This window comes from Pararcticibacter amylolyticus (genome assembly GCF_003130405.1).
GTDB lineage: Bacteria > Bacteroidota > Bacteroidia > Sphingobacteriales > Sphingobacteriaceae > Arcticibacter > Arcticibacter amylolyticus.
In genome coordinates this window covers 361,439-376,633 of the sequence record NZ_QEAS01000002.1, presented here as the reverse complement: position 1 = coordinate 376,633, position 15,195 = coordinate 361,439, and the positions used below count along the sequence as shown (strand labels likewise).

Below are 15,195 nucleotides of genomic sequence, written 5' to 3'. Positions count from 1 at the left end.
GATAAGAAAAATAAGGATGTTAGCCGGTTTTTGTCCTAAGGCAGATATCCTTAACTTCGGCGTACATTTAATTAGTTGTAAGTATCAGTGGACAAAGGGACAGACTATCAGCATCAACCGGAAAAACATTACTTTTTATTTCCCCAAAGTAATATAAATGATATTACGGATACCAGGGTATATCAGTACCTTGCTTCGGGGGCTTCATCCTGGCTGGAGGACTATAAGCATATTGTCCCGGAGAAGCTGGAATTAAATAGGGGAACCTTCTCGGGCCGGTTGACCTTGAGTATTTTCCCCGATGTTGAATTGATGAAGACGGACGACGGGATTCTGTTGTCTTGTACCTGTACATCGGAAAACGAACGGCTTTGCGGGCATCAGGCAGCGGTGCTTACTGCGGTGATGAAAAACCAGGACCTGCGTGTTTTTTTCGACGATGACTTACGGATTAAAAAATTAAGGACATTTGCGGAAGACTACGGGTTACAGGACGAGCCTGATATTGAATCGTTTTTCTTAATTAGTATTCATAATGGAAAGCTCCTTATACAACCAGCTGATTCTTCGGTTTTCCCTGTGACGAAGGAAAGTATAATGTCCCTTTCTGCTGTTTTCTCAAACGCTGATGTAATGCCCCCTCTCCCTGCTGGTCCCGGTGCATCACCGGCCTTTGTAGTCTTAAGACAGCATAAATACTACGATTATCTCTTCATAGAGCTGTATCAGTCGGAACTAACCAGGGACGGTGCTCCGAAAAATCCACTGAAGCGATTGTCGCCTCTTGACCTTCTCTGGGAATCCGGCGATCACGAGGCCCAGAAATTTTTTACAGCTTTAAGCAAATTTCAAAGTTATTCGGATGCTGCCAGGTCAGAACAGGATCTGAGAGCATTGAAAGCCATTGTAAAGAATCCTTCCGCATACAGGTTTTATTATCACGACAAGAAAGTTTCAGAAAATATCACGGCCCGTTCACTGGTTCCCATCCGTGTTTCCGAACTTGAAAAGGATCTGAATCTGGATATAAGCTTACGCGATCCTTTTTATCAGATCTCCGGTGCTGTCGATATAGACGGATCTGAAATTTCAGTGAACGATATTACGATCATGTTCGGGTGGTTCATTTTAAGTAAGGGAACGCTTTATTTGTCCGGCAGCTTGCAATCAATTGCTCTTATCGAACTCTTAAAGAAGCGGGGAGGGATGATGCTTGTTCATACTTCACGTTACGCCGGTTTCAGAAATGCCTGGCTTAGCAAACTTGAAGAGAGGACGACTATAAATTACAGGTATCTGAATCCCGCAACGTCCGTGCAGCTCAGACAGCAAGGCTTTGACGCAGGAAATGAGAAGATCCTCTTTCTTTCAGACTTCGGCCAGTATGTTATGATCATTCCTGTGTTAAGATACGGTGAAGTGGAGATCCCCGTGAGAACAAAAAAGCCAATCTATACGCAGGACAGCAAAGGGAATGAGTTTTTTGTTAAAAGGAGCCGGGAAGAGGAAGATGCATTTATCACCCTGCTTGCCAGGCAGCATCCCTGGTTTGAAGAACAGCTTGACAATGACCTTTATTATTTCTATCTCCATAAGAACCGCTTCTTAGATGATAACTGGTTTTTAAATGTCTTTGAAGACTGGCGGCAACACGGAATTACCATTCTTGGTTTTAATGAGATCGGCAACAACCACCTGAACCAGCATAAGGTGAAAGTGAACATTAAAGTTTTAAGCGGCATCAATTGGTTCGACGTTCAGGTCAATGCCCGCTTTGGGAAAAAGAGGGCTTCGCTTAAACAACTATTCAAGGCAGTAAAGAACAAAAGCAAATATGTTCAGCTGGATGACGGCACACTGGGGATATTACCATCCGAATGGATTGAGCGGTTTTCTGCTTATTTTAAAGCGGCATTAAAGATAGACGACGAAATGCTGGGGATAGCCAAAGTGAATTTCGCCATTATAGATGAACTTTTTGAGGAAGACATGCTGGATGAGGAAGTAAAAAAAGACCTCAGAATTCTGAGTGAAAAGCTGAACGGCTTTGAGGAAATCCCGGAAGTTCCTGTCCCCGAAGCGCTGCAGGGAGAGCTCAGGGAGTATCAGAAACATGGCTTAAACTGGTTATGCTTTCTTGATAACCTCGGGTTTGGTGGATGTCTCGCTGACGATATGGGCCTGGGGAAGACCATCCAGATCATCGCTTTTATCCTCGCTCAGAGAGAAAGGGCCAGCAACAATACTAATCTGGTGGTCGTGCCGGCTTCGCTGATCTTTAACTGGCAGCGTGAAATCAGCCGGTTCGCTCCTTCGATAAAGGTCATGACGATATATGGCCCCGCAAGAAATAAAAGCCTGGAAGATATTAAACAACATGAATTAGTCCTGACCTCCTACGGTACATTATTGTCCGATGTTCATATTCTTAAGGATTTTGAGTTTAATTATATATTTCTGGATGAATCTCAAAATATCAAAAATCCGGGATCTCAGCGTTATAAGGCTGTAAGGCTGCTAAGATCAAGAAACAGAATTGTCATTACAGGAACTCCTGTCGAAAATAACACCTTTGATCTTTTCGCCCAAATGTCATTTGCCTGTCCTGGTTTGCTCGGCAACCGCCAGTATTTTAAAGAGATCTACTCTGCTCCTGTAGACATGTTCCATAATACAAAGCGGTCGCGAGAATTGCAAAACAGGATTAATCCCTTTATTCTGAGGCGAACGAAACAGCAGGTTGCCCCGGAGTTGCCGGAAAAAACCGAAATGGTTGTGTATTGTAAAATGGGAGAGGATCAGCGGAAAACCTACGAGGCCTTTGAAAAGGAATTCAGGGATTTTGTTTCTGCCACTACCGATGAAGAAATAAAGAAAAGCTCCATGTATGTTTTGAGAGGCCTAACGCGCCTGAGGCAGATTTGTGATTCTCCCTTGCTGATAAAAGGAGAAAAACTGAAAGGAAATGAATCGGCGAAGATCCTCACTCTTATAGAGCAGATTGAAACGAAAGCACCACAGCACAAGATCCTGGTTTTTTCTCAGTTTGTTTCGATGCTCGATTTAATTGCAGCGCAACTGAAAGACCGGAATATTGGTTTTGTCTCGTTAACCGGAGCTACCCGGAACAGGGAGCAGGTAGTTGGTAAATTTCAGGATGATCCTGCGATAAGGGTATTCCTGATCAGTTTAAAAGCAGGAGGCATCGGCTTAAACCTGACAGAGGCCGATTATGTTTACCTGGCGGAACCCTGGTGGAATCCGGCAGTTGAAAGTCAGGCAATTGACCGCTCTCATCGCTTAGGTCAGAATAAAAAGGTGGTTGCTGTACGCCTTATATGTCCGGGAACTGTAGAGGAGAAGATCATGAAATTGCAGGAATCAAAGAAAGATCTGATAGATCGCCTTATCAAGACGGAAAGTTCTTTCTTTAAAAGTTTATCAAAAAGCGATCTGTTATCCCTCGTATCCTAAGCAGTAAATAGGGAACAGCCAGGTAACAGTATTTTTACGAGGATTAATTTGTTGATTTTGTGTTGTGAGGTTTGGTTAACTGGCTTTAATATAGGTCTTTATGTGGCTTCTGGGCTGGGTTTTGAAGTCGCCGTAAATCTTTCCGAAGAAATAGAGTCTTAATCCTGAACAAACAAGAATAAATACTTGTTGAAGTATTGGTGACAGTTAATTTTTTACAAAGAGCAATAGTCCTTTTTACCAGGGGTATTGCTCTTTGTGTTTTATAGAACTTCTTAATACATAACACGCATCCGTTTCCAATTTACCCAGGTGCTTTAGCGCCGGCAGTCACATCTTCCCGCGTGGCCCGCAACGAATACGGGATGCCTTCATCCAGTACTTTATCATTTGTTAAACTTTGTTAAAATTTTTGGAAATTTTCTTTCTATAATAAAAATTTGTCCCCCGAAAAGGCTTATACCTAACCAATAATTCTATTGGTAGAGCCTACCTGAAACGGGAGCTATTCTCCGGTATGAATTATTTGGTTACAACGGCCTGGGTCAGAATACTAATTAATTAATGTACTGTTAGCTTTTAGATCTATGTTATCACTTTTTACGCGTCGTACACGTGCAGCGAAGTTTTATTTGAGTTTCTTTATTCTCATTGTATCCGGAGCCGCCGGCTTTAACAAATGTATCGCTCAGAATGTTACCCTTTACACACCCTACACCAGGATCTCTGTCCCGCCCGGCGAGTCAATCAACTATGATATCGATGTGATAAACAAAGGCAAATCGGTGTCAAACGCAGCTATCGCTGTGACGGGATTACCCAAGTCCTGGATATATACGCTAAAGTCGGGGGGATGGACAGTCAATCAGGTTTCTGTACTACCCAACGACAAGAAGACGTTATCTCTCCAGCTACAGGTGCCCTTACAGGTGAATAAAGGCGCTTACAATTTTGCAGTTTCGGCAAAAGGGCTAGGCCGTCTTCCGCTGACTGTAGTAGTGTCTAAACAGGGCACTTATAAGTCGGAGTTCACCAGCGCTCAGCCCAATATGGAAGGTGCGGCAAATTCATCTTTCACTTACACTGCAACCCTCAGAAACGGAACAGGCGCTGATCAGGTTTATGCGCTTAATTCAAACGTGCCGCCGGGCTGGAATGTGGTATTTAAAGCCGACTATAAACAGGTTTCTTCTGTAAACGTAGAAGCCAATAAGACCAAAGATATTACCATCGAAGTAGATCCTCCGGATGAAACACCTGCCGGGAGTTATAAAGTACCGGTTATGGCCGCTACCAATTCTACCTCTGCCGAACTGGGGCTCGATATGGTCATTACAGGTTCTTATGGTCTTCAGTTGACCACACCAACAGGCCTTCTAAGTACGAAAACTACTGCCGGCGATGAAAAAAGGGTAGACCTGACAATCAGAAATACCGGCACAGCAGCTCTCAAAAACATCTCCCTTCAGGCAGCTTCGCCGTCAAACTGGGAGGTGAAGTTTGAACCGCTTAAAATAGAGAATCTGGAGCCCGGGGATACGACAAAGATATCTGCCACTGTCAAGGCGGATAAAAAAGCAATTGCAGGCGATTATGTCGTAAGCCTTGAGGCTAAAACTGCCGAGGTCTCATCAAAAGCTGATTTCAGGGTTACCGTCGAGACGTCCCTCTTATCCGGGTGGCTTGGCTTGCTCATCATCTTACTTGCTTTAGGTAGTGTTTATTATCTGTTCAGGAAATACGGAAGGAGGTAGGCCGTGGGTTCAGGTATTATTGAGTTACGCGGACTTACCAAGAGATACGGCACTTTCCTGGCCGTAGATCGCCTCGATCTGTCTGTTAACAAGGGAGAAGTATTCGGACTGTTAGGCCCCAATGGTGCCGGGAAATCAACGACCATTCTCATGATGCTCGGCCTGACGGAACCGTCCGGGGGAAGTGTAAGCGTTTGCGGGATAGATGCTACATCAAACCCAGTAGAGGTGAAGAAGCGTGTGGGGTATCTTCCCGATGATGTAGGCTTCTATGAAGATTATAGTGGACTTGATAATCTTATTTACACCGCCCGGCTGAACAGGATTTCACGGGAGGAAGCCGAATCCAGGGCACTTAGCCTTCTCAAGCGGGTAGGATTGTCGGATGCGGCATCAAAGAAAGCGGGAAAATATTCAAGAGGGATGAGGCAGCGCCTTGGACTGGCTGATGTGCTGATTAAAAACCCGGAGATCATTATCCTGGATGAGCCTACTCTTGGTATCGACCCTCAGGGAGTACGGGAGTTTCTTGATCTGATCGTCAAATTAAGCCGCGAAGAGCAATTAACGGTATTGCTGTCTTCTCATCACTTACACCAGGTGCAGCAGGTATGCGACCGGGTCGGAATTTTCGTCGGAGGCCGCTTGCTCGCCATGGGCGATATCCCCACGCTCTCGCATCAGCTTTTTAATAAGGATAGCTTCGCTCTGACGGTGAAAGTAAAGCCGGCGGCCGTAACCTGCACAGAGAATGAGAAGCAGAAACTGAAGGCTGTGATCAGTGCAGTGCCTGGGGTGACTACCATTGAGTTTTCGGGTGATACCATTACCATTGGCTGTACCTCTGATGCCGCAGCAGATGTCTCAAGGGCTATAGTAAATGCCGGATTCGATCTGATATATTTAAATAACAAAGAATTTGGACTGGATGAAATCTATCAACGCTATTTTGAAGCAGGAGGTGCGAGTGGAATACGCAAGTAAACATACCGCCCGGCCGCATCCGTTTTGGGTGATGGTTCAGAAAGAGGTAGGCGACCATGTGAGAAGCTGGCGTTTCCTGATCCTGCTTTTCCTGATCCTGCTAACTTGCATCGGGTCACTTTACACTTCTATCAGCAATTTGCCGAAATCGGTTAACCAAAACGATCCGCAAAATGCTTTCTTGTTTCTTAAATTATTCACGTTATCTGATGGATCACTGCCTCCTTTTCACGTCTTTATCGGCTTCCTCGGTCCACTGCTTGGTATAGCTCTGGGGTTTGATGCGGTAAATTCAGAACAGAACCGCGGAACTCTGAGCCGGATCACATCGCAACCCATACACCGCGACTACCTGATCAACGCAAAATTTACAGGATCGCTGATCGTGATAAGTACACTGTTTTTCGCACTCGGCTTTCTGGTAATGGGGCTGGGACTAATTATTACAGGCATACCGCCAACTGCTGAAGAGTTTCTAAGGATAATATTTTTTCTTGCATTGAGCGTCCTCTATGTAGCCTTCTGGCTGAATATGTCTATCCTTTTTTCGATCAGGTTTAAACAGGCAGCTACATCGGCTTTGACATCTATTGCAGTATGGCTATTCTTTACGATCTTTTACCAGATTATCATTAGCCTGGTGGCAAAACTGACCATGCCCGGACAAGGAGCATCTGAAGCAGAAGTGGTGAATTATCAGCACTTCATCTTAGGATTGTTACGTCTGGTGCCAAGCCAGTTGTTCAGCGATGCAACAACTACTTTGCTGATGCCGGCCGTGAGAAGCCTGGGGCCGCTTACCATGGAGCAGGTGTATGGAGCAATTCCAAGCCCTTTACCATTGGGACAAAGCCTTTTGCTGGTGTGGCCGCAACTAACGGGCTTAATTGCCTCAACCATATTATGTTTTGCATTTTCTTACTTTTCATTTATGAAAAAAGAGATCCGATCAAGATAAGGGTCCCGTATGCTGTAAAGCAAGGCCAGCTTTTAATATTAGAAGTGGGATGTCTGCCTCAGTGATCTCCGGATAATTGAGGCAGGCATTTTCTACGGATACCTATATATAAACATTTGCTGGTGGCAGGTTGATTGTAAACTGACAATATGATCCGGGAAGACTTTCCGCCTCGATAGTTCCCCCAAGGGCTTCGACCTGGGTCTTCACCATAAACAATCCCATGCCTCTGCCTTCAATCGTTAAATCAAATCGCTTGTATAGACCGAACAGCATTTTGCCGTTCTTGACGAGGTCGATGCCCTTCCCGTTATCCCTGAAAACCAGTATGATGCCATCTCCTTTTTTCAAAGCTTTAATTTGAATGATCGCTTCTTCTTCCGGTCTTCGGTACTTGATGCTGTTGGATATCAGGTTATAAAAGATACTGAACAGATAACTTTTTATGCCGGAGAAAGAGGGGACGTCAGAAAAATCCTGTTCTATATAAAAAGCCGGGCAATCAGGGCTGTTGCGGATAAATACCGCTACTTCGTCAAGCAAGTCTTCGAAAGTAAGTAATTCGGAACTTTCTGTGACCGTGTTTTTGACGTGGATGACCTGCCCCAGATCTTTAATTACCTCGTCAACCCGTTCAATCGATTCTCCGATACCATTCAGCAGAAAAGTATCTTCTGGCGCAAGCTCCATTTCTGTTAGCAGTGAGGTAATACCTTTAATGTTGGCGACCGGTGAACGCAGGTTATGTGAAACGATATAAGTGAACTGCTCCAGGGCATTGTTCCTCGCTGATATTTCAGATATTTTTCTCTCTCTTTCGAGCTCATTAAGCTTTCTTTCTGTGATGTTTTTTGCAGAGAAGACATAACCAGTGATCTCTCCTGAATCACAGGTTATCCCGGTCCATATCACTTCAAACCATTCCGGTTTTTCGGAAATGTTATAACTGGTTTCATATCTAACCGTCTGACCACAGCGAAGCTGGCTGATAACAGAACTCACGAAGTTTCTTCTGTGACTTTTAAGATAATCCAGGCCGGAAGTTCCTTGCTGCAGGTCTTTGCCAAAAGCACTCAAAGAAAATGTTGCCGCCTGGTTATTATAAGACACTACCCTGAAGTCCCGATCAAGCAGGAGATACGCAACGTCGGTATGGTTAAGAATGGTACGGAGGTCCGTTGCATACCTTTTAAGCTGCTCTGTTTCGGCCTTCATTTCCGTCATGTCCCGGATAAATCCAAAAAGATTCCGGTTGCTATCAGAGTCTTTAATAAGGTATTCTACCCTGAAGTACTTTATTGTCGTCTCTCCGCGGCATATCCTGTATATGTTTTTTTCTGGTGTTATACCGCGCCTGATAAGACTGATATCTTTTCTTAACTGCGGCCGGTCTTCACTGTGTAAATAGTGGAAGAGCTTCTTAAAAGAGGAGGGCTTTTCTTCATCCGGAAGTCCAAAGATTCGCAATAGTCCCCTGGAAAAGCGTCCTTTGTTTGCGTTGAGGTCCCATGTAAAACTCCCAGAACACGAGATCAATTCAGCTTCCTGCATCATTTCTTCATCTGTTGCAATGTCTCTGGCATGGCGGGATATTCCTTCATTTGCATCATAACTGCAAACAGCAGAACTTATAACCTGCGGCAAGCTGTGAATATTATCTTTAAGCACATATACCGTTGCTCCGGTTTTCATGGCCTCAACAGAGATGTCCTCTGTTTCGCCGGGAGTCATCAGAATAAAAGGAATCGAACTTCCGCGGTTTTGGAGTATTTCCAGCGCTTTCATTGGTCCGAATGTTGAAACGGATCGACCGGAGAGAATTACGTCCGGTTTGAAATCATTGAGCGCTCTGACGAAATCTTCACAGTTGCCGGTTACCCGTTTTTCAAATTCAAAACCGGCACTCCTGAGAATCTTGTCGGCCGGTATCGGATCAGGCAGAGAGTTTTCCAGATGTAATATTCTTACAGGCTGCATATTATTTAACCCGCTGTCTTTTCGTGAGAACCAGTTTTCTGCAAATTATCCAGGGACAACATATCAGAGCTTGTTGTATAAATGCCTCGAAAAGCAACTTATTTATAATCAGATGTATGTAACTCATATAGTAGACTTGTTCTTATCAATTTTACATGTCAGGTATAACTGAGGAAGTATACGAAGAGGCTGTTTACGGGTTACATTGTATTTTTTTATCCTGCTTCTGTAGAGTGTAAGTGGTTTTCCGGGTGAGGCCTGTCAGGGAGGTACATAATACTCTTCAGGGAGGAGCGGGAACCAGGTTGCTAGGGTTCTTAGATTTGTTGTAAATAAGATTAAAGTTTAAACAATTATGACTGTTTGGTGTGTCTTTATTAGGGAATTTGGTGTATTTTTGTAAAAATTGCAACGAGAATATGAGTAAAATAAAAATCGTTATAGTTGGAGGGGGATTTGCGGGTATCAATCTTATTAAGAAATTCAAGGGCGACGACCGCTTCCTGATCACGCTTGTTGACAAGAACAACTACCATTTTTTTCCGCCGCTTCTCTACCAGGTGGCTACCGCATTTATCGAGCTTTCTAATATAAGTTATCCTTTCAGACGTCTGTTCAGAGAAAGGAGCAATGTTCGTTTTCATCTCGGTTCGCTTGTCAGGGTCAACCCGTCACGAAATACAATTGAAACCGATAACGGAGTTTTAGAGTATGACTATCTCGTATTGGCGATGGGGACCGAGACCAATTATTTTGGAATTGAGAATGTACGGAAAAATGCCATGCCGATGAAGACGATTGATGAAGCTTTAAACATGCGGAATCATTTGCTTCTTAACCTGGAAAAGGCAGTGCGCTCAAAAGAGAGAAGTGAACGGAACAAGCTTTTAAATTTCGTTATAGCAGGGGGAGGGCCTACAGGTGTGGAGCTCGCCGGAATGCTTGCGGAAATGGGAAGTAAGATTATGGTGAAGGAATACCCCGAGATAAAGAATTTCGCTTCCCATATTTATCTTATTGACGCGGGACCGGTGCTGCTGGCTCCTATGAGTAAGAAGGCGCAGGATGAAGCATACCAGGTATTGAGTAAGCTGGGGGTTAAAATTATCCTCAATAAAGCGGTACAGGATTATAGTCAGGGCAGGGTCATTTTGAATGATGGTACTTCTATTGAAACAAATACTCTGATCTGGACTTCCGGTGTGATCGGAAGGGAAGTGCCGGGCTTGCCCGAAAAGGTCATTGCACGCGGGCGCAGAATAATGGTAGACGAACACAACAAAGTCTTGGGTTCGGATAACATTTTTGCTCTCGGTGATCAGAGCCTGCAGCTTTCGGACGTCAATTATCCAAAAGGACACCCGCAGGTAGCTCAGGTGGCGATGCAGCAGGGAGCCTTGTTAGCACAGAACCTTCTGAACAAGATTGAAAAAAAGCCTCAAACTCCCTTTTCGTATAAAGACAAAGGAAGTATGGCCATCATTTCGAAATACAATGCGGCGGCCGATCTTCCAAAGTTCTCCTTCAAAGGATTTTTTGCATGGCTTGTCTGGCTTTTCATTCACATCATTCCATTGGTAGGATTCAGAAACAAGGCGAAGCTGGCCTTTAGCTGGTTCTGGTCCTTTGTGACGAATGATGCCACTCTCCGCCTTATTGTCAGGCCGGAAGAGGAAAATCATGGAGAGGAACGAAAGAGCCCTGTAAATCATTAAATTTATCAGGACGAAGAATTTTCCATTCTGTTAAAACCACATATAAACGGGGTAATGTGCGCTTGCATTGCCCCGTTTTTTTGTAACTAACTTATCTCCGTTGCTGATAATGCTGTTACAAAGGGGCCATTAGGTTTACTGCTGGGAAGAGCAAACTGCTTTACCAGAAAAGCAAGATAGCACCATTAACAGACTTTCCGGCAGCTAAGACGCAGGTCTGAAATATTTTTTCAAAATGCATGGATCCTGAAATGATAAAAGAGTAATTTTACATCTGCAAAGGGTGGCCGGTCACAAAACCCTCCAGTGTCTGCCTTTCCCTGCAAGTCACGAGTCGGACTGTTCACGATGTATCCTGTCTACTGCCAATTCAAAGGATCTCAGGATCCATTCCTGATTTATTTATTTTTTTCCTGTACGTGTGCACATTGAAACTTCGTTCTCTCCACATTGAGTCCACATAATTGTAAAAACATGTGGACTCGATGTGGAGACACAGCAGAGTGAATGCCGAGACACGTAAAGTACTTGCCAGGATAATCCGGTATCCGGGTTATTCATGACATTAAGAGGAAGAAAATGCTGTATTCAGGGGGAAGGCATGTGATCCACGCTGATGCGGAGGAACAGTAAAAATATGAATTATTGTTCATGTTGTGAATGCGCTAATTGAGGAAAATTTGCTATCAATTGTTGATTATCTGCTACGCTTTTTTCTGTAAACCCCAAAGATGAGGAGTCTGCCGGATTTGTATTATTTTTGTTGTGAACACAAGGGGGAAAAGAGAGAATCCGAAGGCGATTTAGCAACAGCTTTATCGGTTATTGCTTCCGGAAATCCACTATAACTATTAAACGTGAATATTAAACCGTTCAACGATCTTAAAAAGAACCTGAAGAGGCTTTCATCTTTGAATAAAGAGATCAGGGTGGCTGTGCTTTCAGATTCATCCTCTCAGTTAACTGTCAATGCTTTAAAAGGATATGGCGCTGAGTTCAATGTAAAGTATGAAATCTTTGAAGCGGATTACAACCAGATTGATATGCAGGTGTTTGATGCTGGTTCTGAACTGTACAGATTTGCTCCGGCCTTTGTGATCATACTAAGAAGCACCAGCCGGCTTATGAAGTATTTCTACAAAATGGACCATGATGAACGGGGAAATTTTGCGGACAGTCAGCTACAGTATCTGGAAGAATTATGTGCCACGGTATCGCAAAGGCTTGATTGTGCGGTTATCACTAATAATTACTCTGAGATTAACGATAGTGTCTTTGGTAATTTCGGGTTGAAGGTAATGTCTTCTTTTGCATATCAGCTGAAGAAATTGAATATGAAGCTGATTGATTTGTCTGTGAACAGGAAGGATTTATTTCTCCTGGATTTAAATTCGATGATTGCAAGGGCAGGACATAATGGCTCTTTTGATCCCAAGATCTATTATGCGGCGGATATGGTTTACAGTATTGATTTTTTACCATATCTGGCGAAGAATATAAATGATATCATATTCGCTGTTTCAGGTTCGTTTGTAAAATGTGTGGTATTGGATCTCGACAATACCCTCTGGGGAGGTGTTATCGGAGATGACGGCACCGACGGAATACAGATTGGCAGCCTGGGAAACGGGAAAATATTCTCAGAACTTCAGTTATGGCTGAAGCAGCTGAAGGCAAGGGGGATCATCCTGGCTGTATGCAGCAAGAATAATGATGATACTGCCCGTCAACCTTTTATCAGTCACCCTGAAATGGAACTCCGGCTTGATGACATTGCGGTTTTTGTTGCCAACTGGGAGAACAAGGCCGATAATATCAGGCATATTCAAAGTGTGCTGAATATTGGCATAGACTCTATGGTATTTATTGACGACAACCCGGTGGAAAGAGCACTGGTAAAAAAGGAAATACCGGAGATCATTGTTCCGGATCTTCCGGAAGACCCGGCAGAATACCTGCTCTTTCTGCACTCATTAAATTTGTTTGAAACAGCGTCATATACACCAAATGATAGTGAGAGGACCCGCCAGTACCAGGAAGAGGCAAAAAGAAGGAATGTGTTAAAGGGCTTTGCGAACGAAGATGCATTTTTGGCCAGCCTGGATATGTCTTCGGAGGTAAGGGCTTTTGATCCTTTCAGCGTGCCAAGGGTCTCGCAGTTATCCCAGCGTTCTAACCAGTTTAATTTGAGGACTATCAGGTATACAGAGGAGGAGGTTAAAAGAATGACCGGCGATCCTGATTATTGCACTTATTCGTTTACATTAAAGGATAAGTTCGGTGATAACGGACTTGTCGCATTTGTTGTCCTGAAAAAGACGGATTCTGAGACGCTGTTCATTGAGAACTGGGCAATGAGTTGCCGGGTTTTAAAAAGAGGGATGGAGTGGTTTACCCTCAACTGCATAGCCAGTGATGCCAGGCTGTCGGGTGTCCGGAGGATCGTGGGTGAGTATATTCCTACAGCAAAGAATTCACTTGTAAAAGAACATTATCCCTCTCTGGGATTTGGAACAATCTCGGAGAACAGGTACTGCCTCGAGCTGGCAGATTATAGATTAGAGAAAATTATTCACATAAAGAAAACGTCAACACCGGTATGAACCAAGAACAATTGTTAAAAGAAGTAAATGAGATTTTTAAAGATGTACTTGATAATGAAGATGTCGTCATCAATTTTGATACCGTTGCCTCAGATGTCGATGACTGGGACTCTTTGAACCATATTCAGCTGATTGCTGCCATAGAAAAGGCTTTCCGTATAAAGTTTACATCAACGGAAATTTACCAGTTTAAGAATGTTGGGGAAATGATCAGCTCCATTAACAGTAAGCTGAATCCATAACGTTTCCGATAATTTAGGCTGAAATGCTATTTAATTCATTTGAATTCCTCGTTTTTTTTCCGGTAGTAACCGTTCTTTTCTTTATTCTTCCGCACAGGTTCAGATGGCAGTTACTGCTGGCTGCTTCCTGCTTTTTCTACATGTTTTTTAAGCCCGAGTACATTCTCATCCTGGCCTTTACCATTGTTGTGGATTATTATGCGGGCATTTTGATTGAAAGTGCGGCAACAAGCAAATTGAAAAAAAGGTATTTAATGATAAGCCTTGTAGCGAATATAGGGGTGCTGGCTGTTTTTAAATATTATAATTTTATCAACGACAATATTACGGGACTGGCGGGGCTGTTTGGCTGGACGAATCCAATCCCTGCCTTAACCATGCTTTTACCGGTAGGTTTATCATTCCATACCTTTCAGGCTATGAGCTATACGCTTGAAATTGCCAGGGGAAATTACCGGGCAGAGAAGCACTTCGGGATCTACGCCCTTTACGTGATGTTTTATCCCCAGTTGGTAGCAGGTCCTATAGAACGGCCCCAGAATATGATCCACCAGTTCCATGAGAAAAAAGAATTCTGTTATACCAGGGTGGTCGATGGATTAAGGCTGATGTTGTGGGGTTTCTTTAAAAAGATCGTGATTGCCGATAATCTTGCAACATATACTGACAGTGTGTACGGTAACCTTCATGTTCAAACGTCTATAGCTATTGTGATTGCCGTTTTCTTTTTCGCATTCCAGATATACTGCGATTTTTCGGCTTATACAGATATTGCAAGGGGAGCAGCGAGAGTGATGGGCTTTGAACTGGTAAAGAACTTTAATTATCCCTTTAGGAGCAGGAGTGTAACTGACTTTTGGAGAAGATGGCATATGTCGCTGACTACCTGGTTTAATGACTACCTTTTTACTCCACTGGTGATACGGAATCGTGATTCTATCAAGTGGGGTGTTGTTTTTGCTTTAATGGTGACCTTTTCCTTAAGTGGTTTATGGCATGGTGCGGCCTGGACTTATGTTGTGTTCGGGGTGATGCACGGAATCGCCATGAGCTACGAGTTCCTGACAAAAAAATCGAGGAAAAGGCTGTCAAAGAAAGTTCCTGCATTCATTTATAACCCAATGTGCCAGGCATTGACTTTTCTGTTTGTCTGCTTTACCTGGATATTTTTCAGAGCCGGCAGCATGCAGGATGCTTTCTACGTGTTACGCCGCATCCCGGGGGTGTTTACAGAACTGAGTAATTTTGCTGTTACCAACAGTAAGCCGATATTCGACGGTACTCTGAACCGCCTAGGCCTGATATATTGCGGCATGTTTGTCATTCTCCTGGAGACTATTCATTACCTCGACAATAAGTTTCAGATATTCTCGCGCCTCCGAACACAAAGAGCGCTGGTAAGGTGGTCGGTATATTATCTTACCGTGCTGGTAATGATGTTCTTCGCGTCGGCGACTGCGCATAAGTTTATTTATTTCCAGTTCTGAT

General features: G+C 43.7%; 9 protein-coding genes. 8 read left to right on the top strand and 1 reads right to left on the bottom strand.

Annotation, left to right across the window (positions count from 1 at the left end; all coding sequences use genetic code 11):
- Positions 1 to 87: 87 nt before the first annotated feature.
- The 4 genes from DDR33_RS04025 (at position 88) to DDR33_RS04010 (ending at position 7,170) form a co-directional block, all read left to right on the top strand.
- Positions 88 to 3,474 carry a DEAD/DEAH box helicase gene (locus DDR33_RS04025; protein ID WP_109414469.1) on the top strand — a complete coding sequence of 1,129 codons (3,387 nt, stop codon included), beginning with the start codon at positions 88 to 90 and terminating at the stop codon, positions 3,472 to 3,474.
- 587 nt (positions 3,475 to 4,061) lie between these two features.
- Positions 4,062 to 5,228, top strand: coding sequence for a COG1470 family protein (locus DDR33_RS04020; RefSeq protein WP_109414468.1), 1,167 nt, complete (start codon positions 4,062 to 4,064; stop codon positions 5,226 to 5,228).
- A 3-nt stretch (positions 5,229 to 5,231) separates the two neighbouring features.
- A complete protein-coding gene (locus tag DDR33_RS04015) occupies positions 5,232 to 6,212 on the top strand; it encodes an ABC transporter ATP-binding protein (protein ID WP_109414467.1) in 981 nt (326 codons plus the stop codon).
- Positions 6,157 to 7,170: an ABC transporter permease gene (locus DDR33_RS04010; protein WP_109414466.1), complete on the top strand. Its 1,014-nt coding sequence runs from the start codon at positions 6,157 to 6,159 to the stop codon at positions 7,168 to 7,170. Before DDR33_RS04015 ends, DDR33_RS04010 begins: the two co-directional genes overlap by 56 nt.
- 102 nt (positions 7,171 to 7,272) lie before the next feature.
- Here the strand turns inward: DDR33_RS04010 and DDR33_RS04005 are convergent, their stop codons facing one another.
- The gene (locus DDR33_RS04005) at positions 7,273 to 9,147 is read right to left on the bottom strand and encodes an ATP-binding protein (protein ID WP_109414465.1); all 1,875 of its coding nucleotides are present in this window, start codon (positions 9,145 to 9,147) and stop codon (positions 7,273 to 7,275) included.
- Between the two features lie 419 nt (positions 9,148 to 9,566).
- Here DDR33_RS04005 and DDR33_RS04000 point away from each other — a divergent pair, with 419 nt between their 5' ends.
- The 4 genes from DDR33_RS04000 (at position 9,567) to DDR33_RS03985 (ending at position 15,194) form a co-directional block, all read left to right on the top strand.
- Positions 9,567 to 10,862 (top strand): NAD(P)/FAD-dependent oxidoreductase, encoded by a 1,296-nt coding sequence (locus DDR33_RS04000; protein WP_109414464.1) that lies wholly within the window; start codon positions 9,567 to 9,569, stop codon positions 10,860 to 10,862.
- Between the two features lie 857 nt (positions 10,863 to 11,719).
- Positions 11,720 to 13,465 carry an HAD-IIIC family phosphatase gene (locus DDR33_RS03995; RefSeq protein WP_109414463.1) on the top strand — a complete coding sequence of 582 codons (1,746 nt, stop codon included), beginning with the start codon at positions 11,720 to 11,722 and terminating at the stop codon, positions 13,463 to 13,465.
- Positions 13,462 to 13,707: an acyl carrier protein gene (locus tag DDR33_RS03990; RefSeq protein ID WP_109414462.1), complete on the top strand. Its 246-nt coding sequence runs from the start codon at positions 13,462 to 13,464 to the stop codon at positions 13,705 to 13,707. Before DDR33_RS03995 ends, DDR33_RS03990 begins: the two co-directional genes overlap by 4 nt.
- A 23-nt stretch (positions 13,708 to 13,730) precedes the next feature.
- Positions 13,731 to 15,194, top strand: a complete 1,464-nt coding sequence (locus DDR33_RS03985; RefSeq protein WP_109414461.1) for an MBOAT family O-acyltransferase — start codon at positions 13,731 to 13,733, stop codon at positions 15,192 to 15,194.
- Position 15,195 lies beyond the last annotated feature (1 nt).